This is a genomic window from Priestia sp. J2 (assembly GCF_020790095.1).
GTDB classification, from domain to species: domain Bacteria; phylum Bacillota; class Bacilli; order Bacillales; family Bacillaceae_H; genus Priestia; species Priestia zanthoxyli.
The window spans coordinates 1,056,831-1,080,753 of sequence record NZ_CP086208.1; the positions used below are offsets into that span (position 1 = coordinate 1,056,831).

Consider the following 23,923-nt stretch of genomic DNA (forward strand, 5'->3'; position numbering starts at 1 on the left):
GCATTTTTTGTATTATTTTTTTGTTTTGTTAGTAGTATAATAGTAACCGTTGATAAATGAGTATATAGAATTATTTTTTTAAAAAAACAGTGTTTTTGAACGTTTTATTTCGTGATTTAATTATTTATACCATAGGTTGTAGGTGTAAATGACTTTTGACCTAATATAGTGAAAATACGACAGCTGAGGTACTCGGAAAATGAAAGATGCCATTATTTTTTTGCACGGAATTGTAGGAAATCAAAGTGTATTCGCTAAAGAGATGGACGTATTAAAGAAAAACTATTACTGCACTTCATATGATTTTTATCCTTTAAAAAATATAAACCTGGATGATTCGTTTTCATTGCAGGCGTTTGTTGATCAGCTCTATATGCACTACATACAAATGAATATTAAAAAAGCTCATTTGTGTGCACTGAGTTTTGGCTGTCTTATTGCTTTGTCATTTGTACAAAAGTATCCGCATATGGTTGCCAGCTTAACGTTTATAGGAGGTTACTGTTGTAATGTTCCCTCTGTATATCATACAAACCTTCTTCAGCTGATGAATAGAAGAAGACAGCTTAGTTACAATGAGTGGTTAAAAGAGTGCGTTCGAACGCTTAACCCGAATCGAAAAGAAATTCTAGAAGACTCAGAAGCCATATTCTTGGAAAGTGCACGTTTACTTCAGCCTTCTTTGTTTGAAAGAATAGTGCGATTGAATTTGGAGGTAAACTCTGAATTTGTATTGCGTGAAGTGAACGTTCCTATTTTGTGGATAATGGGAGAGTACGATGAGTTGTATAAAGGAACATTAGGGAACTTAAAACGATACGTCCCTCATGTACAATATAGAGAGATTAAAAGAGCTGGTCATGTCGCACACATCCACCAGCACCTTCAATTTATGCTGATTTTTAAACGTTTCCTTCGTCAACAGTCTTTAGGGAAAATAGGGTTAAACCCTTCTTTTTAAAACCTTAGAAACGCAGCAGACAAATTTTTCTCCTTGATATTTCAGAGAAAACAGTTAGAATATGATAAGAATATAAATTTGTTCTAAAGCTGTAAATAAAAGTTTTTATTAATATATTTTTGCATTTTTTATAGTGATTTTAAATTGAGCCAACCAACGAGGTTGGTTTTTTGCATGAATTCATTGTTTTGAGTGAAAATGGGAGCATATAGTCCGATGTAAATTTAGAACACATGAATATGTTTTTAAAAGAATTAGATCAAGTCTTTACTAACAGGAGGCCATCACGAGTGTCGATAAAGAAAAAGTTATCGCTATTTTTTACTTTGTTGGTATTGTGTATTCTACTGGCGAATAATACGCTGCACTACATTCGGTCAAAAAATAGATTGATAGAATTTAACCAAAAGGAAATTACGCTGGTGACAGAAGAAATTGGGTACGAAGTAGAGAATTCCAAAAACAGTGCTTTATATTTAGAGGATCGAATGGGGCAAGAATTACGAACGGCTTCCATTGCGATACAAAATTCGTTACCTGCTGACTACCATGATATTAGCAATGAACAATTAAAACAATTAGCTGAAAAGGTAATGGTATCCCACATTACATTACTAGCCCCTGTAGGAGACGATATTGTAGGCGTCAGATCTTCTGATGCTGATGAAGTCAATATGTCTACAAAGGAGTGGGGATTTTGGTATACGTCTTTTAAGCAGCTTCTTTCTAAGCAGCCAGTTACGACGACGCGAGGGGTAACTCTGCCTCATTTCTGGAGCGGGCCAATTGAAGTGGCTTCTAGTAACCCTGATCACATTGATAAATGGGGTTATTATTACGACGGGTCTACTAATTATATTATAAACCCTTATTTCCGCGATAATCATGTGTTTGATGTTGAAAAAAAGTTTGGTCCAACGAATGTTATGAACCGTTTTACCAAAAAACTTGATGGTGTTCTTGAACTAACTGTTTTTAACCCGGAAACGTTCGGAGAGAAAAATCAAAACGTATATTTGAATGGAAATAAATACATCAGAATAGATGATCGGCCCATTTGGTACGGAACATATATGTATCGAAACACCTCCCATGACAAAAAGTTAATTCACAATGCCTTAAAAACTGGGAAATCCCAAAGTTATCTCACTGAAATCAATCATAAAAAAATACTAAAAACATTAGTACCAATTAAAGAAAAGAACTCTCCAACCTATGTAATAGGCGTTGTCTATGACTACGGACTTATTGAAAAAGAACTGCAGCAAGAATTAATCAAACATTTAGTATTGTCTCTTCCTTTTATCTTTCTTGTGCTCGTTACAAGCTCTATTTTCTCAACATCCATCACGCGGCCTATTAAACGTATCATGGGGCATGTGAATCAAATCGCTAAAGGCAACTTTGGCAAGGTGCTGAATACAAGAAGGAAAGATGAGTTGGGAGGGCTCGTGGCAAATATCAACGATCTTTCTCATTTTTTGAAAACATATGTGGACGATTTAAAAAAGAGTCAGGAAGAAAGCGAGTATCATGCATACCACGATTTTTTGACAGGATTGCCAAACAGAAGGTACTTTAAAGAAGAATTAAACAGGCGATTAATTGAGTCGAAGGATAAATCCATTGATCATGTAGCCGTACTATTTATGGATATAGATCGATTTAAAGATATTAACGATACATTAGGACATTCAAAAGGAGACAAGCTCATTCAAATAGTAGCTAACCGCATTAAAGAATGTTTGCCTTCTTCTAACAGCTTTCTTACAAGGCAAGGAGGAGATGAGTTTGTTATTTTGTTTAGCGACTTTGCTCCAAACGAAGTTGAGTGTATCGCCGAGAAGATGCTTGCATATGTTCAGCAGCCTTGCTACATTGACAATGACGAAATTTTTGTCAGTATGAGCAGCGGTTTAAGCTTTTATCCGAATCATTCTACGAACTTAGACACGCTTATTACGTATGCAGACGTGGCCATGTATGCTTCAAAAAGAAACGGCGGAAATAAGGTAACGATTTACCACGACTCTTTAATTAAGAAGCAGACAGAAAGGGTACAAATCGAAACGCGCTTGCGAAAAGCGATTCAAAAAAGTGACATTGACGTTTACTATCAGCCGAAAATAGAAGCAAAGCGCAATGTGATAACCGGCGTAGAGGCATTAGTTCGCTGGAATGACGCAGAGCTTGGATTTGTTTCTCCGGAAGTATTTATCCCTATAGCAGAAGAAGCTGGTTTGATTCACTCCTTATGGGAAGTTGTCATGAAGAAAGCTTGTTCTCAAGTTAGCAAATGGAACAAGGACCGAAACGAAAAAATGACGCTAGCGGTTAATTTTTCTCCGCGGCAATTTCAAGATCCGATTGTGTTGGTTAATGAAATACAGCAATTTCTTTCGCTCCATAGATTTGATTCCACATGGTTTGAAATGGAAATTACGGAAAGTACACTGGTGACGAACGCAGAAGAAACGATTAAAGCTTTACATTTATTAAAGAAATATGGTATATCAATTTCTATCGATGATTTTGGAACCGGATATTCTTCGTTGAGTTATTTGAAAAAATTACCAATAGATTGTTTGAAAATCGACCGGTCTTTTATCCAGGATATTCAAGAAGATTACAGCAACAGTGAAATTGCCCAGGCGATTATCAGCTTATCTCAAAGCTTAAAGCTTGAAGTAATCGCAGAAGGTGTGGAAGAAGAATATCAAAAAGCGTTTTTAATGGAAAATGGCTGTGATCATATGCAGGGATACTTGTTTAGCAAGCCACTTGCTGCAAAAGATTTTGAAACAGCGTTTTTAAATAGCTGAAGCAAAACCATCATTTGAAAATAAAATTACTAAGAAAAGGGAAGAGGACATAAAAAGATGGCACTTAGTACACAAAATTTAATTGCTCAAAAATTTTTAGAAACAGTAGGAACAAATTCAACTGAAATAGATAAAAAAATAGGTCAAGCTGACACATTTATGAATGCGGTGAAAGAACTGATTGATTTATGCGGAGATAATCCGGAAAGAGACGGTCTTGAAGAGACGCCGTACCGCGTGTTAAAAGCATTTTTAGAATACACGGAAGGCTACCGAGAAGATCCGAAAGCTCATTTAGAAAAAACATTCGACGTGAATCACAACGAATTAGTATTAATACGCGACATTGAATTTCACTCAATGTGTGAACATCACTTTGCGCCGTTCTTTGGCGTTGCCCACGTTGGGTATATACCGGATAAAAAAATTACAGGTTTATCTAAAATCGCTCGTACAGTAGAAGGATACGCAAAGAGATTTCAGGTTCAAGAACGCCTAACAAATGAAATTGCAGATGCAATCGAAGAAGTGTTAGAGCCTAAAGGAGTTATGGTAGTTATTGAAGCAAAGCATATGTGCATGTGCGGAAGAGGAATTAAAAAATCTTCAGCTTCTACAGCCACTTCATCTGTTCGAGGAACATTTATGGAAAAACCAGAGGTTCGAGGAGAATTTTTATCTCTTTTACAGCGACAAATGTAAAGAAACAAAAAGCCATATAAGCTGAGAAGCAGAAGCGAGGTGAGCTGTATGCAACATGTTGACGTACTGATTATTGGCGGAGGACCCGCTGGTATTTCTGCTGCCGTGTGGTGTAAAAGGCTAGGCGTTGAGTGCTTGCTTCTTGAAGAGCAGGCACAGTTAGGCGGACAGCTGTTTACGATTTATAATGAGATTATTGATTATCCCGGAATACAAGCGGAAAATGGAATTGAGATGCAGCGGAAAATGGTTCAGCATTTTATTGATATGGACTGCTTATATGAAGCGAATACAAAAGTAATTTCTATTGACGAACGTTCTAAAACAGTCAAAGTAAAGCAGCAAGAAACAGAAAAAGAAATTGGCTATACGTATCTTATTTTAGCAACGGGTTCTAGTCAGCGAAAGCTCGGAGTGCCTGGTGAGCAGCAAATGATTGACCGAGGAGAAGTGTATTCAGCTTCAGCAGACGGAGAACGGTTAAAAGGTAAAAGGGTTGCTCTCATTGGCGGAGGAGACCGTGCTTTTGAAGGAGCACATCTTTTAGCATCAAAAGCAAAAGAAGTATATTTGATTCATCGTTCTACGCATTTTAAAGCAAGAGAGCAATACGTTGAAAAAATTCTTTCCGATCCTGGTATTAAGGTGATAACAGATACCGAAGTGACGGCTATCCATGGAAAGCATCACGTCACATCGATCGATTTAAAAAGTAAAAACAGTGAATGCGAGAACTTATCAGTAGACGCAGTGCTGATCAGACTAGGCGTAGCGCCCAATGTTGAACTTATTAAAGAAAAAGTCACCACTACGCAAAGCGGACTCATCGTCATCAATGAAGTGCATCAAAGCAGCAACCCAGCTATTTATGCCATTGGAGACGCGTGCACGACTCCCTTGTTTTCTAGTATCAGCTCTTCAGCCGGTCAAGGAGCGATTGTAGCCAAGCATGTATCGAGCCTTTTGAAAAAGTCATAATATCAAAAAGCATCTATCAAATCGATAGATGCTTTTTTACGTAACATAATAAAAGAAACATAGCAGAAGTACGTTCACAGGCAGACAAATCGTTTGGAAAAAAGCAATGTAGTTTTTAGGAGCAGCGCTGATTCTTTTTACTAGAATATACTCGGTGATGAAATTAAAAAAAACGATGATGCAAGACACCATTATATACGCCCAGACATTCTGCTGAAACAAACGAGTAAAAAGAGGCGAGAAAAGAAGTAGAAAAGTAGCGGTTTGAAAAGAGCCTCTAGAAAATAGATCATGTTTTTTAGCACTGTGAGTCACGCTATCCCTCCTTTACATGTTTTATTTTACCAAATGTTGAAGTTGAAAAAAACGTTTTGATTATCCCTACCTGATATGTTCCTTATTTAGGGAAAGTAGAGTAAAATATATCTCAAATGTAGCTTATTGTAATAGTATAGAAGAAATAGATAAAGAGATAAAAGGAGGCCGCATGAGACCTTGCCAGATAAAAATACGGAGAAGGAGCAGTCGATCATGATAATCAAACATCTTGATCGTTTGAATACACAGCTTTTAAAAGAATACAGTGAAGGTATTTTTTTAATCAACTGTGAAGGCGATATCATGTTTAGCAACCGAGCAGCCTTCAAGCTAACAGGAAACGAGCACAAAGAAAAAAGCCAGCAGCTGACAGCTCTTATACATAAATCAAAACAACAACAAGCACAAGATCTCTTTCAACTCGCTTTAAGAGGAGAAAAAGTTCAGTTTTCGACGATAATCCATCACAAAACAAAAAAAGAACTTCATTTATATATCACTCTTATTCCTATTATCGTAAATGAACAAATAGCGGGTGTTTATGCCGTATGCCGAGATGATTCAAAAGAGCAAGAGCGCTCCAATCACATTTCTCAATTAGAGACGCATTTAAAAATGGAGCAAAAGCTTGCGAATGTAGGAAGCTGGTATTACGACGTGACGGAAGATAAAAGCTACTGGTCGCCTCAGCTGTATAATATTTGCGGATTAAATCCTAATCAGCACTTTACTCCTTCTTTAAAGAACGTTCTTCAATTCGTCAATCGCTGTGACCAAAAAAGATTAGAAAAAGCCGTTATGGAGGCACTTTCGACGGGGGGAAGCTACACAATTGAATATACACTGCTGCGGCCGAGCGGTGAAGAACGTACGGTATTTGAACAAGCGGATGCGGTAGCAGACGAGCAAGGAAACGTCATACAGCTGATTGGTGTTGTTCATGACATTACGGAATCGAAAGTGATTACGAATGAATTAAAGCAAAAAGAACAGCAGTTTCAAACGATTTATAACAATTTAGAGGCCGGAATATGGTCCGTTGATGTGCAGAGCAATGAAATGATTGTCTGCTCTAGTGGTGTTAGCAATATTTACGAAGAAGATGCGGCTAAATTTTTAGGAAATAGAGATCTGTGGGAAAGCTTTATTCATCCAGAAGATAAAGCAGCTGTGGCAAAAGGGCAGCATCAATTACAAAAAGGAAAAATGATTCGTCAGCAGTATCGAATCTTCACAAAAACAGGAGAAATGAAATGGGTAAAAGATCGATGCATTCCCACGCTTGACGAGAACGGAAAGCTGGTGCGCATAGATGGGATTATTGAAGATATTACCGCAGAAAAAAAGTATATAGATCAAATCGAATATCTTGCAACTCATGATTATGTAACGAACTTACCGAATCGGCGAAAGTTTGAAAGGGAATTAAAAACGTTCATTCGACAGATGAAAAAAGAGAGATGTTCATTAGCAGTCTTTTATCTAGGGCTAAATCGTTTCAAACATATCAATGATACATTGGGCCATGACGTAGGCGACCGCTTTCTTCAGTGTATCGCCAATCGGTTAAAAAAGTTCGTGACGCCAAGTGTACTGCTAGCCAGAGTAGGAGAAGACGAGCTTGCAATTTGCTTTTTATCTCTTGCGCAAATCAATCAATGTCAAAAGCTAGCCGCTGCTCTTTTTCAAGAAATCGAAAAAGAAATTACGATTGACGATTTTTCTCTGTACGTCACAGCCAGTATAGGAATCAGCATCTACCCGCATGACGGAGAAGATGTAAAAACGCTATTAACCAATGCTAACCTTGCTATGCGGCGTGCGAAAGAAATCGGACGAAGCGACTGGGAGCTGTATTCTCCGTTAATGGACAGCGAGACGTATAAAAGCTATCATCTAGAAAAAGGGTTGCGTAACGCACTTCTTCAAGATGAGTTTTTTATTGAATATCAGCCAAAGGTTCATACAAACAGCAGAGAGATTGACAGTATCGAAGCGTTAATTCGCTGGAATCATCCGGAATGGGGGCGCGTATCACCGGAAGACTTTATTCCTTTAGCAGAAGAAACTAATTTAATTATTGAACTTGGCGACTGGGTGATCGACTACGTCTGCAAGCAGCTGCAGCAGTGGAAGAGTCAAGGCTTACAAGTTGTTCCTGTTTCAATTAACGTCTCGTCTAAGCATTTGCTGAAACGAGGGTTTGCAGAGCACGTTCAAAAAACGTTAACTCATTACAACATTGACCCTTCATTTATTGAATTTGAAGTGACGGAAAGCTCCATTATTCAGCATGAAGAACATGTAAAAAAAGTGATGGAAAAACTAAAGAAAATTGGCGTCACGTTTGCTTTAGATGATTTTGGCACTGGTTTTTCCTCGTTGTCACATTTAAAAGACTTTGAATTTAATACGCTCAAAATCGATAAAATGTTTATTCAAAACGCGATTGATAAAGAAAAGCAGCAGGCCATTATAAAAGGCATTTTGTACTTGGCTCATGCTCTTAACATGAAAGTGATTGCAGAAGGCGTTGAAACAAAAGGACAGCTTGAATTTTTACAAAAGCACGAATGTTCCTTTATTCAAGGTTATATTGTCAGTCAGCCAGCTGCTCCTCAAAAAATCGCCGAATATTTAAAGAAACGATTTTTATAAAAGGTGATGTCTCATTGAGACATCACCTTTTTGGGTTTCAATATGTTTTCTAAGCGTTCAAATGTAATAAAGCATATAAAGAGACTGATAGATTGTCAAATACGTGAGGAGGGCTGAGAGTGGAAGCTTCGGAAGTGGTTGTTAAGCTAGCCGAAGAAGAAAATGAAATAAGTTATAGCAGAACCCTATAGAAGTGCTGTTAGCTATAATAAGCATTGGAGAACGGTTTGCGGAAAGTAATGACTGGTGACTTGGAATTTTACGAGTTTACGCAGTAGTATAGGTCAACAATTTTTAAATATGTTAAAAATTCTGACAAAATAAAAGACAAATAAAAAACTATTGGTTATAATAGAAGAACAATGAATGATAGTCAGTCATTTTTCTGTTGGTTATTTACAAATTCAAGTTTTAAAGCCCATAAATGAATGATAGTCATTCATTTATGGGTACGAAAAGTAGAAAGGGGTAGTGTATGAAAAATGTACTAGTTCAGAAGGTGAAACACGATGAAGGGTAATTCAGATATTACATTTGCTCGTACGCTAACGCTTCGATCACTCGTCATTTTAGGACTTGCATATATGGCTCCAATGACGGTGTTTACTACGTATGGAGTTGTGGCTCAAACTACGCATGGTATGGTTTCTATGGCGTATGCTTTTGCTCTTGCAGCGATGCTATTTACCGCATACAGCTACGGGCATATGGCTAAAGAATATCCTTTATCAGGCTCGGCCTATACGTATACTCAAAAATCTATAAGTCCTCATATAGGATTTCTTGTCGGCTGGTCTGTGCTTTTAGATTATCTTTTTTTACCAATGATTAATTTTTTATTAGCGGGAACTTTTTTATCAGCTGCGTTTCCTTCTATTCCATCGTCTCTTTGGATTCTACTTTTTATTGTTATTATTACTTGTATAAACGTGTTTGGTATTCAAATGACAGCAAAAGTGAACGGGATACTTGTACTTTTTCAATTTCTTATAACAGCTCTATTTGTTATTTTATCCATTAAGAGAATGATAGAAGGAGAAAGTGAGGTTTTGTTCTTTTCTTCTTTGCATCTCTTTGACTCAAAGGATTCTTTTTCTTTTGTTCTTGCAGGAGCTTCAATTCTTTGTTTATCTTTTCTTGGGTTTGATGCTGTGACTACGCTTTCTGAAGAAACGGTTGATCCAAAGAAAAATGTACCAAAGGCTATCTTTCTTGTAGCATTTATAGGAGGAATACTTTTTATACTCGTTTCATATATTACCCAGCTTGTTTATCCAAATTATCATTCATTTAAAGTGGTAGATTCAGCTTCGTTTGAAATAGCAGCTTATATTGGAGGAACGCTCTTCTCATCCGTCTTTCTTGCCGGAATTATTACTTCAACGATTGCATCAGGAATTTCTTCACACGCCAGTGCTTCACGACTGCTTTATGCAATGGGCAGAGAATCAATGCTGCCTAAAAGACTGTTTGCCTATATACATCCTAAATATAAAACACCATCGCGAAACGTTATTTTTATTGGAGTACTCTCATTAAGTGCACTAGTAATGGACGTCGTTACAGCCGCTTCTTTTATCAATTTTGGTGCGTTGATTGCATTCACATTTGTAAATATCTCTGTTATCTTTCACTATTATATCCGCAGAAAACAAAGAGATTTTAAAGGCACATGCCGTTATTTAATCAGTCCTATTATTGGAGCGGTCTTTACAGTTTGGTTATGGACAAGCTTAGATATAAAATCTATTTCTTTAGGGAGTATTTGGGTTGTTATAGGCTTTATTTATCTATTATACAAGACGTCATTTTTTACAAAGGCACCACCGCAATTTGCTTTTGATGAAAAAACAGAGCCAAACCAATTCAAAACGGAACATATATCTTGATAAAGTACGTCTGTAATTATCCGAAATTTCTAATATAAAGGAGAGGTAAAAATGAAAGAAACAGTAAAAGTTGGTCTTATTCAAGTTAAATGTGAAGAAAATGTTGAAGCTAATATTAACTATACGCTCAAAAAAATTAAAGAAGCGACGTCAAATGGAGCTCAAATTATTTGTCTACAAGAGCTATTTAACGCTCAGTACTTCCCTCAAAGTGTTTCACCTGCAGGATATGAACTAGCTATACCAGCAGAGAGCTACGTATTAAAAGAAATGGCAGACCTTGCAGCAGAGCTGAAAGTTGTATTAATTGTTCCGTTTTATGAAAAAGCGGCTAGAGGCGTTTATTTTAATAGTGCAGCTGTATTCGATGCGGACGGAACTTGCTTAGGAATTACAAGAAAGAACCATATTCCTGATGGGCCGAACTATCATGAAAAATATTATTTTGTTTCAGGAAATACGGGGTACCCTGTATATGAAACAAAATACGGAACGATTGGAGTAGGAATTTGCTGGGATGAGTGGTTCCCAGAAGTAGCACGAATTTTATCGCTGCAAGGAGCAGATATTCTATTTTATCCTTCTGCTATCGGTTCAGAGCCTGATCATCCTGAACTATCAACTCGTCCTGCATGGGAAAAAGCTATTTCAGCACACGGGATTTCAAATGGTGTTTTTGTTGCTGCGGTGAACCGAGTAGGAACGGAAAAAGAGATGACATTTTACGGAGGTAGCTTTGTAAGCAATCCGATGGGAGAAATTCTACAGTCTTTAACGGATGAAGAAGGAATTTTAATTCAAGAAGTTGACTTAAAAGAAATTGATTCGGCCCGTAATCTGCTTCAGTTTATGCGTGACAGAAGACCAGATACTTACGAATTATTATTAAGAAAAGAAGCTTTCCGTACACCTTCAAACGTGTAAGTTTAACCCTTACTATAAAAAGAAAGGAACGAAACGATATGACATCTAAAACAAGCTGGATTTGGGATGAAAGGTTTCTGAACCATGATACAGGAAAAGTTCAGTACATATTTGAAGGTGGAGAAGTAGTAGAGCCTTGTGACGAGTTTGAAAACAAGCATCGAATGACCGTGATCAAAGAAATAATTGAAAAAAGTGGTTTAGCACAGCACTTAGTTAGACAATCACCCTATGAAGCAACGGAGGAAGATTTACTTCGGGTCCATACTAAAGATCATATCCAGCGTGTTCAAAAAGCATGTAAAGCAGGAACAAGGGAAATAGGACCTGAAGCTTATGCGTCTTCTGAAACAGAAGGGATTGCGAGGCTATCCGCAGGTGCCGTTATGAAAGCAGTAGATACCGTAATGGAGAGTGAAACGATAAGTAAAGTCTATGCTCAAATACGTCCACCAGGACATCATGCGTCTTCAGACCAAGCAATGGGCTTTTGTTTTTATAACAATGTAGCTGTAGGTGCTGCTTATGCAATTGAACATTACGGGTTAAAAAGAGTCGCCATCTTGGATTGGGATGTTCATCACGGAAACGGAACGCAAGACATCTTTTATGAACGTGACGATGTACTTGTTATTTCAGTTCATGAAGAAGACTATTTTCCATTAGAATCCGGTCAGGTACATGAAATCGGACAAGGAAAAGGAGAAGGGTATAATATAAATATACCTGTGCCTTCCCTGACCGGAGATGAAGGCTATCGATATGTATTCGAATCCATCATTGCACCAGTTATTAGCCAATTTGATCCGGAGCTTATCATAATATCAGCGGGGCAAGATGCAAATGCACTAGATCCTATTTCTCGCTTAATGGTGACAAGAGAAGGATTTAAATATATGGCAAACAAAGTGCGAGAATTAGCAGAAACATATTGCGAAGGAAGGCTGATTGTAGCACAAGAAGGAGGATATAACCTAGCATATCTTCCTATCGCAACCATGGGAGTTATTGAAGGACTTACCGGTGTAGATGTGGACTGGAAAGATCCGCACGTTTTACCGCAAAGAACAACACCGACTGCTCTATTCCAAGCAGTAGATAACGTTGTAAACTATCAGAAAAGGTTTTGGAAGTTTGCTGAGAAGGAAAGCTTTTGTTGAGGTAAGGTTATTAAAGCAATTAATAGCGTTAATATGTGGGGAATAGATAAATAATATCATAGACAAAAAAGAGTCTCCGTAACGGAGACTCTTTTAGAATACTAATTAACGTAATAATTGAAGTACGTTTTGCGGCTGTTGGTTTGCTTGACTTAACATAGCTTGAGAAGCTTGAGATAGAATTGAATTCTTTGTTTGTTCCATCATTTCTTTCGCCATCGTGCGAACATTTGCTTTCACAAATGACTAGACTATATCTTCACCCTCTCAAAAAAAGTAGGGGTTGGGCACTTCGGGCACAAACAAGCGGAACAGCATATTTTTACCCTACAGATTTCATCGTCGTAGCACACTGCCTTAGACGGTCTATCTTAGTCGTTGAACTTTCTCCAAAGTTTCCTTACAGGAGCTTAGCTGCTGATTGCCCAATCTTTTCTTTTTTCAAACCGTCACGCCTGTCGTTTCCAACTACGTTGTGGTAAGAAAAGCTCTCAGGGGTTTCCAGCAATTCACCCAATTATACTCGCTAGCCGTTACCAGCTAGGACGACTGTGCTTGTTGCTGCTTAGGCAGCTAAAGCATAATCTACGTCACGGATACGTGATTCAGATGCTGTGAGGTTTTCAGATGATGTACTTAAGTTATTGACAGTGTGCTCTAATCTATTTTGGTTGGCACCAAGATAAGACCGTTGTTCAGAAATAGTTTTAATTGCTGCATCAAGTGAATCTAATTGATCATCTATAGTTAAAGTTGTGCTTGTAACATCAACTTTTGTTGAATCTACGTTTAAACCCGCTGCATCTAAAGCTGTATCTATTTTAAGATTTAAAGTTTGAGTTTTATTTGCACCAATTTGTAAATTCATATCTAGGTTGCCATCTAGTAATTTTTTTCCGTTGAACTCTGTACGATCCGAAATTCCTGTGATTTCGGTTTGTAATTGTTCAATCTCATCTTGAATTGCTCCTTTTTCATCAGCGCCATTAGTTTCGTTACCGGCTTGTACTACAAGTTCACGCATACGTTGAAGAATATCATGAGTTTCGTTAAGTGCACCTTCAGCTGTTTGAATTAAGGAAATCCCATCCTGAGAGTTACGAGAAGCTTGATCTAACCCACGAATCTGCCCGCGCATTTTCTCAGAAATTGCAAGACCTGCTGCATCATCAGCTGCACTATTAATGCGCATACCTGAAGATAATTTCTCCATAGATTTTGCTTGCGCGTTGTTAGCTGTGTTGTACTGGCGGTACGTGTTTAAAGCTGTAATGTTGTGATTAATTCTCATTTTCCTTACCTCCGTATAATGGTTTTACTTCTTGGCTTACATCCTTGTATGCAAGAAGTGTCTCGCCCTTGGACGAGATAAAAGTAATTGAACATATTGAGAAAATACGTTCATACTATATATCGACTGAGAGGTAAGGTTGTTTAGAGCTTTCATTAATTTATTTGATGAAAACTTTGTGCGTATAAAAAGCAAAGCCAGCTCTTTTTATGAACTGGTTTTTAGTATTAATGAGTAGCTCCACCTGAAATTAAAATGTCATCTTCCGTTACGATAGTGGTTTTTACAATGGAAAGCAATCCCTCCACAATCAAATCCAATGACATGCTCGCTTTTCCCGGATGATTCACGGCTTGTTCAGGAAGGTAAGGAATATGAACAAACCCCCCTTTAATACAACAGTTTTGAATCATGTTCATGAGCCCATAAAATATGTGGTTACATACAAACGTTCCAGCGGTTTGAGAGACGCTGCTTGGAATGCCTGCTTGGCGCAAGTTTTCGACAGCTGCTTTGATGGGTAGTGTCGAAAAGTATGCAGCAGGTCCGTTTTCAATGATAGCGCGGTCAATAGGCTGCTGGCCGATGTTGTCAGGAATTCGCGCGTCGTCTACGTTAATCGCAACGCGTTCGACCGTAATTCCTTCTCGGCCGCCTGCTTGTCCAACGCAAATTACGATAGAAGGGCTGATGTCTTCTATATAAGTATGAAGCTTTGACATTGATTCGCCAAACACAGTAGGAAGAGGCTTAGCAACAATTTGATAGCCTCCAACAGCTACGCCGTCCAAAGCTTTTACAGCTTCTAAAGACGGGTTAATACTTTCACCTTCAAATGGTTCAAAGCCAGTTAGTAATACAGTTGTCATTCTACTAGTCTCCTTTAAAAGTGATATACAAGGTAGTACATTAATAACGTATTAACAACAAAAACGGATAGCGCAATCGGTACTTGAGCTTTAATCACGGCGTTTTTGTCTTTTAATTCAAGCAGCATAGCAGGTACAATGTTAAAGTTGGCTGCCATTGGCGTAAGAAGCGTGCCGCAGTAGCCAGCAAACATGCCAAGAGCGGCCATAATCGCTGGATTTCCGCCATGCATATGTACAATCAGCGGAAGTCCAATACCTCCCGTAATAACGGCAAACGCAGCAAAGGCATTTCCCATGACAATCGTAAAGAGCAGCATTCCTAAGCAGTATGCAAGCACAGCAACAAACGCATAGTTAGTCGGAAGTATATCGCTTACAATATCCGAAACGACTGTTCCAACGCCTGATTTTGAAAATATGCCGCCAAGCGCTGCGAGCATTTGCGGTAAAATAACTGCCCAGCCAACTGCTTGAAGCAAGCGGCTTCCTTCTTTAACAGGCACGTCCATTTTTGCTTTTGTGACGCCCATTGAAGCGGCAAATGCAATGACGGCTGCGATTGCCAGTGAAATTAACGTGACTTTTTCTGGATCAATTAACGCCCAGTTTCCAAATTTAATTTTCCCAAACAGAAGGGTGCCGATAATTGTAAAAATAGGAATAAATAAAGCCGGTAAAAAGATTTTGTTTTTTAATCGCTGCGCGTGAGCCACTCGTTCTTCAGCAGGTGTTTCGGCTTCATTAGATTTAGTTACACGATTAAATGAAGCAAGCAGCACCATAATAATGACTAAACATCCTACATAAAAAGGCGGAATGACGTTGCCAAATAAAAACGTAATGGAAAACAGTGCCCAGAATAGAGAAGATCCTAAACGGTTAGGATGATTGTGGTCGCGTGCGATTCGAATCGCAATAAAAGCGACGATAATGCCGAGTAAGTAGTAAATCGTATCAAGCGTCAGAATGCTTTTCATTTAACTCGCCTCCGTCTTAGAAGATGGTGTTGGTTTGTGCTTCGTCATTTTTTTGTGAATACGTCGGTCTAACTGACGGAAGCGAACGGCGCTGATCAGAAGCGCTGCGATGGCTGTTGGGATACCCCAAAGCGCCATATCCCAGACGTCAACGTGAATGCCTACAGAGTCGAAGAATCCTTTCATTAAAAGAATTCCACCCGTTGCGATAAAGATATCTTCTCCGAAAAACCAGCCCGTATTTTCAGCTGCTGCTGCGTGAGCGCGAATATCTTCTTTTACTTTAGGCGGAAGCTCTCCGTATTTTGCACGAGCTGCGCCTTCAGACATAGGTGCTACTAATGGACGCACGGATTGAGCATGTCCTCCGATATTTAAGCCGACTGCCGCTGAGATTTCACGGATAAAAAGATATATAAGTAAAACATTTCCAGAAGAAGCGTTTTTCGCTTTTTTAATCAACACTTCCGCTTGTTCCTTTAACCCGTATTTTTCTAATACGCCAAAGATAGGAAGAGTAAGTAAAATAGCCATAGACATATAGCGGTTATCTACAAAGAACTGACCGAACATCGTAATCACTTCATGCAGTGACAAACCTGACACAAGACCCGTCACGATGCCTGCAACAGTAACCACAAGCAGCGTGTTTAAACGAAATAAAAAGCCCACTGCCACTAGCAAAACCCCAATTAATTTCAACATAAAAAATCCCCCTTGAGTATGTATAGACCGTGCTGCAAATTCACCTCCTTTGTTTTCCTAGAAAAACAAAGATGTTTCGAGTATAAACAATTCTGAAAATTAAAACAAGATGCTTAAGGCATAAAATAGTTTTATTGGTGAAACAAAATTATAGAAGGAAGATTTATATAATGTCCATGGACTCAGAAGTAAAAGAAAGAATTCTGCTAGGGAGTTTAGGTAGTATTTTTTTTAGTTGATCCGTTGAAAACATTTCTCCTAAAATACCAAAAATGGTGTATAATGCTAAAAGGTATGAATATAGAATTATATAGATTTCAACAAAATAAATCTATATGACTATATTTTAAACAATTTATTGAAGGGGGGGAGGAGTATTTGAATTGCTCAAATTGCGGCCATTTTAATGAGGGCGGAAAGTTTTGCGTGAAGTGCGGTCATAAATTGCAAGAAGAGGCAGCTGTAAGCCAGGCGGCAGCAGCATCTGAATATCAGCCTCAGCCGCAACCAGCGTATGCGCCTCAACAACCTAATCAGCGTGTTCGTCAGGCGAAAAAAGTGTCAAAATCATTTTTTAGTTATTTTGCAGAAGGAATTAAAAATCCAACAGCTACAGCACAAGCAGCAGGCGAAAGCCAATTCGTTAATGCTCTTATCACAGTCATTCTTTATGCTCTTAGTATACCTATTATGCTGTATGTAGGCTGGAAGCTATTGTTGATTCAATTTGTTCGAAGCATGTTCAAGCTTCCTATTATCAGTGAAGAGCTGGCTCCATCCGACATGGAGGATTTTAATACAGGCGCTGATTTGATAAAAGCCACAGATATCAACAGTATCATTCACTTCAATTTTACCGATTTTGTCTTTAAACAAGGTATCTTCATTTTTATTGGACTTGCAATTATTATTGGAGCAACATATGTTGTAGCAAAGTTTGGAAAGGTAGACGTTTCTTTTAAAGAATTTTTCTCACGCTTTGGCACGTTTTTAATTATTCCAACAGCTCTTCTTTTAATTGGGCTTGTGCTTGCATTTCTTCACGTTGAATACTTCTCTTATTTTATGAATTTTGGTTTGCTGAGCATTTTCCTTGTAGTTCCATTTACCATTGCTAGCTTTAAGCAAAGCGGAACAAATGGGCTTGATCGTATCTATAGCACTCTTATTGTATATGTAGTCATTACGATTGTGCTGACGTTTATTGCGAATGGTTTAGGAGAAGAAGCCAAAAACATTATTACAAGAATGGGAAACAGCAGTGAATTAAATGATTTATTTTAAGTCGACAGAAAGCATCGTGCACAGCGATGCTTTTTCATAACACTATAAAAAGGAGTGTGTAAGTTGGGATATTGTAAAGAGTGTGGCCATCAGTTAACAAATGAGCATCAATTTTGTCCAGAGTGTGGACATCCCGTCGAAAGGAAAGCGGCTTCTAGTGAAGTAGCGGCATCACAGCGTTACGCAGAATCGGCATCATCTTCAGCAGAGGAGAGACGCGAATCAGTAAAGCCTTCAAATAAAAAAACAAAGGTTATAGCCATTTCAGTTATAGCAGCAGCTGCTATACTTGGCGGCGCTTATTACGGAATAGATAAAACAATGATGGCGCCTAAAGCCGTGTCAGAAAAATTTATTGCTTCAGTAAAGGGCAATGACGTTGATAGAGTAAAAAAATATGTAAATGATGGTCAAATTCAATTAGAAGCCAACGATGAGCAAACAAAATCATTTATTACATATTTGCACGAAAATCCGGATGTAATGAAATCAATCTCTGAAGGGTTAGCGGCAGATAGCAGAGCGCTTGAAGCAGGAGTTCCAAGCGAAGATTACTCTTCATACGCTAAGTTAGAACAAGACGGAAAGAAATGGGGAATCTTTGATCATTACACGGTACAAATAAACCCTGTATATGCAAAAGCTCAGTCTACAGAAGATGCGACAGTAGTATATATTGACGGTCAAAAAGCTGGAACGGTAAGCAGTGACTCTTCTAAAAAGATTGGTCCATTTTTACCTGGTACGCATACCGTAAAAGGTGAAGTGCAAAATGATTATGGAAAAGTTGAAAACGAACAAGAGGTTGAAGCCACCAACGGAGAAGATGTGAACGTGGAGTTTGACTGGTCAGATCATGCAGTATACATCTCTTCAGATTATGATGACGCGACGCTGTACGTTAATGGTAAAGACACAAAAACAAAAATTAGCGATATTGATTATCTAGGTCCACTGCCAATGGACGGTTCAGTAAAACTATACGCAAAACGTGGAGAAAAGAAAACGGAAGAAGTATCAATAAAAAAAGGTATGGAAGATGTTGCGCTTAATTTTGATGAAGAAAATACGACAGAAGCTACGGCAAAAGCATCGGCTCCTTCTAAGAATCAAGAGACAACGGACAAAGGTTCAAAAGTCAATTCTGGAGTATCTACTAGTGAAGTTTCTAGTTTTATCGAACAATATATGTACGCTACAATTTCCTCAATTAACAGTGGAGACTTTTCTGTTGCAGAGCCTTATATCGATACTAACGGACCAAAATACAAGGAACAAAAAGATTATACCGCTTACCTAATCAAAAAAGGAATAACAGAAGATTTATTAAGTTTTAACGTAAATAGAGTAACAAAATTAGATGACTCTATGTATAAAGTATATACAACAGAAGAGTATGATATTTCGTACGGAGACGGATCTGTTAAATACAAAAAATTCAACAGTATTCATAAAGTAAAAGCATTATCTGATGGAAGTTTGGGAGTTTATCAGCTTATTAGTTCAACGGAAGTAAAATAAAAGCTGATAAATAGACCCTAGAAAAGCAAAAAACGTAGTAGGAAATAACAAATAAAAAAAGACGTCTTCCATGAGAAGACGTCTTTTTTATGTATAAGTCCCAATATCAAACCCAATACCTGGGATACTGCCGATCCTGAAATAAATTGTTATACACAGTAGAAATCAATACGACCACACATGCACAAATCATAATAATACCTAAATATCCCCAGCCTGCTTGAGTATTAATTGCAACAATCGCGCTAGCCGCAGCGGGAGGATGAACGGTTTTGGTAAGAATCATTAAAATAAGAACAAAAGCAAGCACAATCGCAATCGTAATAAGGCTTCGGTGAAATAAACTCCAAATAATAAGTGCAGAAACCGTTGCTAGTAAGTGCCCTCCAAGCACGTGGCGCGGCTGTGATAAAGGCCCTTTATGAGCACCGAAGACAAGTACGCAAGTTGCACCAATTGGAGCGAGTGCCATTGGATAACCCAGAGCTAGTGCAATCGCGCTGCTGATGATAATCGCAATTAAGCCTCCGATAGAAGAAACGACTGCGTCTCTATAATTGATTTTCGGTTCTTCTTTTAGTTCTCCTTTCATCTTTTTAGCATAAGAGCTTAAGTAAGACATAAAGGGGCTTTTTGTTTGAGAAAAACTTTTTTCAACTTCCATTTCCTAGTTCCTTTCCCTAGTGTAAGTAAAAGCTGTTTGTCAGAACATCTGCTATAATAAGTTAGTTTATAAGAAAAGAAGGATTACTAAAAGAGGAAAAACGACTTTTTTTAGTGGAAATTCTTTTTATGAATCTAAAAAGGCGTGATAGAGGGAAAAAGGGTCTCCGTGTGCAGTAAGTACAGGAGAGATGTATAATAAACCTAGAGGTGACTAAATTATGTATCTAGTAGACTACCATCATCACACAAACAATTCATTCGACTCACAGGCAGTCATGAAAGAAGTGTGCGAACAGGCTGTGAAAAACGGTGTAAACGAAATTTGTTTTACCGAGCACTTTTCATTAAATCCATTAGCGCCAACGTACGGTCATATGGATTTTGATAAATATGAACGAGAACTAGGGGAATGCAGAGATCAATTTCAAGGCCAGCTAGTAATTAAAAAAGGAATTGAAATTTGCGAGCCGCACTATTTAAAAGAGAAGTATCAAGAAACGATGAAGCAAGAGAACTTTGATTTTATTTTAGGATCGGTTCATAACATTAATAACATCAAGCTTCGTAAACATTTGGAGCTGAACGATAAAGAAGCAATTTACCGCGCTTATTTTAACGAAATGTATAAGCTAGTAAGCGAAGCGGATATTGATGTCTTGGCTCATTTAGATTTAATGAAGCGCTATGCGTTTGAGCAATATGGTATTTACGACTTTCATCAATTTAAAGATATTCTTGCGGATATTTTGAGAAAAGCAATTGATCGCAATATTGGAATTGAAATTAACACTTCAGGTATAAGAGGAAAGCTGGGCGAAGCATTGCCGGCACTTGAAGTTGTTGGGCTGTACCGCGATTTAGGCGGAGAAATCTTAACGATTGGATCTGATTCACACTTTGCTGAAACGGTAGGAGCTCATATGAAAGAAGCGGTTGAAATGGCGAAACAGTGCGGATTTACGGAGATTTATACGTTTGACCAGCGTCAGCCAAAAGGAATTCGTATTTAATAAAATGGTGTTTCACATCTGCTTCAAGCGTTTTTTATACACGTGTTTCTATGAGGAAATGGTAGAAGAATAATGAGCATAAAATACAAAAAGCACGCTCTGATCTGAGCGTGCTTTTTGTATTCAATTCTGCTTAAAATCTTTTAAAAACGTTCGGACTTCTTCTATGGTCAGCCCCATGGCGCGAGCTGTTTGCATAAGACTTACCCACTCTTGATCGATTGACAGTACATTCTCTTCTTTCATTACGATTCATCCACCCTTTGCCAGGGAACTCAGCCATCATAGCCAAAAATGGCCTTAGACCCGAAGCTTTGCGTCACTATTTTTCAATAATTTTGCCTTTGTCTGGATAATTTGTAATAGTTACCATATATAACCTATATTCATTATATAGTATGTTTGTCATGAATGCTGTCGAAATAGGTCGATTGTCATAAAAAATCAAATAATTAGTCAACTAATGTATTCATTTTTTTGCGAAACTTTAAATAGGAGTGAAATTCAGTAAATTCCTCTTTGGTCATTCCATCGTTGATTGCTTCCTCTATTAAATAAAGCCACTCGTTGTTTAGAGATAGTTTTGAAGAAAATACAAAATCTCTGCTTCCTGATTCAATTAATTCATCAATTGTTGTATTAAGAGAAAAAGCTATTTTCTCTAGCATGTGAATAGATGGGTTATTGTTTAGGCCTTTTTCTAAATGAGATAAATATGATTTTGAAATACGAGCTCTTTCAGCCAAGCGTGTAATAGAATATCCTTTTTTTAGTCGTAAATTTTTAATTTTGGTTCCTATCACGTCGAATTCATCCTTTTTGTGCTTTTTTGTTCATTATAACGCATATTATTGTGTTTTATGTTATTAAAGACAAAAAAGGTTCTTTATAACGAATATAATTTGGGTGAATAAGTAATTTCGTAGTTCGAAAGTCTTTATTGGAGTTCATGGTTGATTCATATACCCTCCACAATAAACCTAGAACCGTATAAGGTAAGAAAGGTTAATATGATGAAATGTGAATTCAAGCTGCTCTTTATAAACAGCTTGAGTTTGAAACAGATAAAATGAGATGTGAGCTTGGTGCAGTGTCTAATAGTATGAATATCTACACTGTTCGAAAAGTAGCGGCTTGGGTTGTTAAGTATTATATAGAAGAAAGTGGACGCGTTTACTACAGTATTATGGTTGCAGCGAGTGATAATCCAATAAAAAATAGTAGGTATGGTAGTCGAAAAGATTGAAAATCAATTATTAATATGAGTGTAAGTATCTTTCATTAACAAAAGTACGCTGACTGGATTGGCACATGTTTTCGTTAACAATATTTCACGACTATACTCTGGATAAGACAAACCCTATGACCGATAGATATTACGAAAGGGGAAAGTGGAAGCAAGAAAACAAATCGGTGGAAAAGGGGATACGTTATGGGGGCATTGCGCAATCTAAGTATTTATCGAAAGCTATTAGTTATGGTTGCAATTTCAACGATTTCACTTATTGCAGTCGCAGTTGTTAGCTATTTTTACACGCAGCGAATTGCTGACAGCTCGGAATCTATGTATAAGGGATTGCCTGCAGCCAATTAGACAGTTAGGACAAATCCGAATAAATAACCGAGCAATTGATGCCAATACGCTTGAAATAATTTTATCAAAAGATGAAGGCTATCAACGTCAGCGTCTTGATGAAATTGGAGCAAAAGAAACGGAAAACAACAAGCTTATGACGCAGTATAAAACAACATTTCTGCTTGATAGCGAAAAAGAAAAGCTAGCTGTTTATGAGGAAAATATAGGTGACTTAACACAAGCGAGAAGGGAAGTTATACGGCTTGCTCAAGATAAGAAGGAAGACGAAGCTTATGATGTTTTTTCAAAAAAAATAGCAGCACTTCGCAAGACCGTAAATCAAACGTTAGATGATCTTCAGACCATAAATAATGACGAAGCAAAAAGCATCTACCAGAAAAATAAGGAAAGTATAAAATCAGCCGTTACCACTTTGCTACTTATCAGCGCGCTGGTTATCCTGCTTACAATAGCCGTTGGACTTCTGATTGCACGCATGATTACGAAACCGTTAAAAAATATTAAAAACCTTATGGAAGCAGCAAAAGACGGGGATTTACAAGTGCAAGGAACCTACGAGTCCAAAGATGAAATTGGTTTGCTGACAGCTTCATTTAACAAAATGATTGGCGGATTAAAAGAAATGATGATGTCCGTTGGAAACATTTCATCAACGGTTGCGGCTTCTTCAGAAGAACTAAGCGCCAGCGCAGAACAAAACAACAGCGCCATTGAACATATCTCAACCATTACTGAAAAACTAGCCTCAGGATCGAATCATCAAGTGCATCAAATTCAAGAAAGCTCCACCATTATTCACCGCATTACGAACCAAACATCCAAAGTTGTTGAAAACGTCGAACAAATCACCAAACGAGCACTCAACACAGCTGCTGTTTCAAATGAAGGAACAACCACCGTTAAAATAACGGCCAAACAAATGAAATCAATTAACAAAAATGTCACCGAACTTTCAGCTGTATTTCAAGGTCTTAGCGAACACTCGGCTAAAATTAGTCAAATTAACGATGTTATTACAAACATTGCCGATCAAACGAATCTGCTTGCTCTTAATGCAGCTATTGAAGCAGCAAGAGCAGGGAGAACATGGAAAAGGTTTTGCGGTTGTAGCAAGTGAAGTACGAAAGCTAGCAGAAGGTTCATCCAACTCAGCGCATCAAATTAAGGATCTCGTTGCACTCATTCAAAGTGAAACAGCTCTTACGCTGCAGTCGATGACTACTACAACGAAAGAAGTAAAAGAAGGTCTAGTGGTAGTGGAACAAGCAGGTACGTCGTTTATACAAATTAACGAAGCGGTACAGCATGTAGTGGACCAAATTAAGGAGATAGAAAGTGCTATTCATAACTTAGCCAAAGATACGCTAGACGTTCAGCAGGCAATTCACGAAGTCAACGGCATCGCTGGAGAAGCGGCAGCCGGCGCGCAAAACATATCGGCTACAACGGAAGAACAGCTGGCATCCATGGAAGAAATTGCTTCATCGGCAATGGATTTAGCCAATATGTCAGAAGAGTTGCAAGGACTCATTACCAAATTTAAAATATAAAAAAAAGCATGGAGCGGGCGCTCTATGCTTTTTGCTTA

General features: G+C 38.0%; 22 protein-coding genes and 1 riboswitch. Of the genes, 14 read left to right on the forward strand and 8 right to left on the reverse strand.

All coding sequences use genetic code 11. The features are described 5' to 3' along the window. Positions 1 to 199: 199 nt before the first annotated feature. From LJY09_RS05425 to LJY09_RS05460, 8 genes are all read left to right on the forward strand, one after another. Positions 200 to 961 (forward strand): alpha/beta fold hydrolase, encoded by a 762-nt coding sequence (locus LJY09_RS05425; protein ID WP_115653234.1) that lies wholly within the window; start codon positions 200 to 202, stop codon positions 959 to 961. Positions 962 to 1,251: 290 nt separating this feature from the next. After that, complete coding sequence (locus LJY09_RS05430; protein ID WP_228307542.1) at positions 1,252 to 3,783, forward strand: EAL domain-containing protein; 2,532 nt, start codon at positions 1,252 to 1,254, stop codon at positions 3,781 to 3,783. 57 nt (positions 3,784 to 3,840) lie between these two features. Next, the gene (gene folE, locus LJY09_RS05435) at positions 3,841 to 4,485 is read left to right on the forward strand and encodes a GTP cyclohydrolase I FolE (RefSeq protein WP_045294699.1); all 645 of its coding nucleotides are present in this window, start codon (positions 3,841 to 3,843) and stop codon (positions 4,483 to 4,485) included. A 48-nt stretch (positions 4,486 to 4,533) separates the two neighbouring features. Next, a complete protein-coding gene (locus LJY09_RS05440; RefSeq protein WP_228307543.1) occupies positions 4,534 to 5,463 on the forward strand; it encodes an NAD(P)/FAD-dependent oxidoreductase in 930 nt (309 codons plus the stop codon). 531 nt (positions 5,464 to 5,994) lie between these two features. Further along, positions 5,995 to 8,439, forward strand: coding sequence for a sensor domain-containing protein (locus LJY09_RS05445; protein WP_228307544.1), 2,445 nt, complete (start codon positions 5,995 to 5,997; stop codon positions 8,437 to 8,439). A 509-nt stretch (positions 8,440 to 8,948) separates the two neighbouring features. Then, on the forward strand, positions 8,949 to 10,328 hold the full coding sequence (locus LJY09_RS05450; protein WP_209368421.1) for an APC family permease: 1,380 nt from the start codon (positions 8,949 to 8,951) through the stop codon (positions 10,326 to 10,328). 51 nt (positions 10,329 to 10,379) lie between these two features. Beyond that, complete coding sequence (locus LJY09_RS05455; RefSeq protein ID WP_228307545.1) at positions 10,380 to 11,252, forward strand: carbon-nitrogen hydrolase; 873 nt, start codon at positions 10,380 to 10,382, stop codon at positions 11,250 to 11,252. Positions 11,253 to 11,290: 38 nt separating this feature from the next. Continuing rightward, positions 11,291 to 12,412, forward strand: a complete 1,122-nt coding sequence (locus tag LJY09_RS05460; protein ID WP_208732655.1) for a class II histone deacetylase — start codon at positions 11,291 to 11,293, stop codon at positions 12,410 to 12,412. 105 nt (positions 12,413 to 12,517) lie between these two features. Here LJY09_RS05460 and LJY09_RS05465 read toward each other — a convergent pair whose 3' ends face one another. From LJY09_RS05465 to LJY09_RS05485, 5 genes are all read right to left on the reverse strand, one after another. Then, entirely contained in the window at positions 12,518 to 12,652 is a 135-nt protein-coding gene (locus LJY09_RS05465; protein ID WP_071276448.1) for a flagellin, read from the reverse strand. A gap of 325 nt (positions 12,653 to 12,977) precedes the next feature. Next, a complete protein-coding gene (locus LJY09_RS05470) occupies positions 12,978 to 13,703 on the reverse strand; it encodes a flagellin N-terminal helical domain-containing protein (RefSeq protein ID WP_208732654.1) in 726 nt (241 codons plus the stop codon). A 227-nt stretch (positions 13,704 to 13,930) separates the two neighbouring features. Beyond that, positions 13,931 to 14,572 carry a pyroglutamyl-peptidase I gene (gene pcp / locus LJY09_RS05475; RefSeq protein ID WP_228307546.1) on the reverse strand — a complete coding sequence of 214 codons (642 nt, stop codon included), beginning with the start codon at positions 14,570 to 14,572 and terminating at the stop codon, positions 13,931 to 13,933. Between the two features lie 14 nt (positions 14,573 to 14,586). Beyond that, on the reverse strand, positions 14,587 to 15,552 hold the full coding sequence (locus LJY09_RS05480) for a DUF979 domain-containing protein (protein ID WP_228307547.1): 966 nt from the start codon (positions 15,550 to 15,552) through the stop codon (positions 14,587 to 14,589). Then, on the reverse strand, positions 15,553 to 16,257 hold the full coding sequence (locus tag LJY09_RS05485) for a DUF969 domain-containing protein (protein WP_208732651.1): 705 nt from the start codon (positions 16,255 to 16,257) through the stop codon (positions 15,553 to 15,555). Between the two features lie 378 nt (positions 16,258 to 16,635). Here LJY09_RS05485 and LJY09_RS05490 point away from each other — a divergent pair, with 378 nt between their 5' ends. Beyond that, a complete protein-coding gene (locus LJY09_RS05490) occupies positions 16,636 to 17,541 on the forward strand; it encodes a zinc ribbon domain-containing protein (RefSeq protein WP_116741476.1) in 906 nt (301 codons plus the stop codon). Between the two features lie 54 nt (positions 17,542 to 17,595). After that, complete coding sequence (locus tag LJY09_RS05495) at positions 17,596 to 19,062, forward strand: zinc ribbon domain-containing protein (RefSeq protein WP_228307548.1); 1,467 nt, start codon at positions 17,596 to 17,598, stop codon at positions 19,060 to 19,062. 106 nt (positions 19,063 to 19,168) lie between these two features. Here LJY09_RS05495 and LJY09_RS05500 read toward each other — a convergent pair whose 3' ends face one another. Then, positions 19,169 to 19,726, reverse strand: coding sequence for an HPP family protein (locus tag LJY09_RS05500; RefSeq protein WP_228307549.1), 558 nt, complete (start codon positions 19,724 to 19,726; stop codon positions 19,169 to 19,171). Between the two features lie 220 nt (positions 19,727 to 19,946). On the opposite strand from LJY09_RS05500, the gene LJY09_RS05505 reads away from it, so the two are divergent. Beyond that, positions 19,947 to 20,738 (forward strand): histidinol-phosphatase HisJ family protein, encoded by a 792-nt coding sequence (locus LJY09_RS05505; protein ID WP_228307550.1) that lies wholly within the window; start codon positions 19,947 to 19,949, stop codon positions 20,736 to 20,738. Positions 20,739 to 20,861: 123 nt separating this feature from the next. Here LJY09_RS05505 and LJY09_RS05510 read toward each other — a convergent pair whose 3' ends face one another. Next, the gene (locus tag LJY09_RS05510) at positions 20,862 to 20,984 is read right to left on the reverse strand and encodes an anti-repressor SinI family protein (protein ID WP_228307551.1); all 123 of its coding nucleotides are present in this window, start codon (positions 20,982 to 20,984) and stop codon (positions 20,862 to 20,864) included. 20 nt (positions 20,985 to 21,004) lie between these two features. Further along, a riboswitch (cyclic di-GMP riboswitch) is annotated at positions 21,005 to 21,091 on the reverse strand. A gap of 99 nt (positions 21,092 to 21,190) precedes the next feature. Then, positions 21,191 to 21,541 carry an XRE family transcriptional regulator gene (locus tag LJY09_RS05515; RefSeq protein ID WP_228307552.1) on the reverse strand — a complete coding sequence of 117 codons (351 nt, stop codon included), beginning with the start codon at positions 21,539 to 21,541 and terminating at the stop codon, positions 21,191 to 21,193. A gap of 629 nt (positions 21,542 to 22,170) precedes the next feature. Here LJY09_RS05515 and LJY09_RS27595 point away from each other — a divergent pair. Genes LJY09_RS27595 through LJY09_RS05525 form a run of 3 tightly spaced genes read left to right on the forward strand, consistent with a single transcriptional unit; the run spans position 22,171 to position 23,885 of the window. Beyond that, on the forward strand, positions 22,171 to 22,332 hold the full coding sequence (locus LJY09_RS27595; RefSeq protein ID WP_266105060.1) for an MCP four helix bundle domain-containing protein: 162 nt from the start codon (positions 22,171 to 22,173) through the stop codon (positions 22,330 to 22,332). Then, complete coding sequence (locus tag LJY09_RS27600) at positions 22,256 to 23,452, forward strand: methyl-accepting chemotaxis protein (protein WP_266105061.1); 1,197 nt, start codon at positions 22,256 to 22,258, stop codon at positions 23,450 to 23,452. The genes LJY09_RS27595 and LJY09_RS27600 overlap by 77 nt, the downstream gene beginning before the upstream one ends. Next, positions 23,388 to 23,885, forward strand: a complete 498-nt coding sequence (locus LJY09_RS05525) for a methyl-accepting chemotaxis protein (protein WP_266105062.1) — start codon at positions 23,388 to 23,390, stop codon at positions 23,883 to 23,885. The genes LJY09_RS27600 and LJY09_RS05525 overlap by 65 nt, the downstream gene beginning before the upstream one ends. Positions 23,886 to 23,923 lie beyond the last annotated feature (38 nt).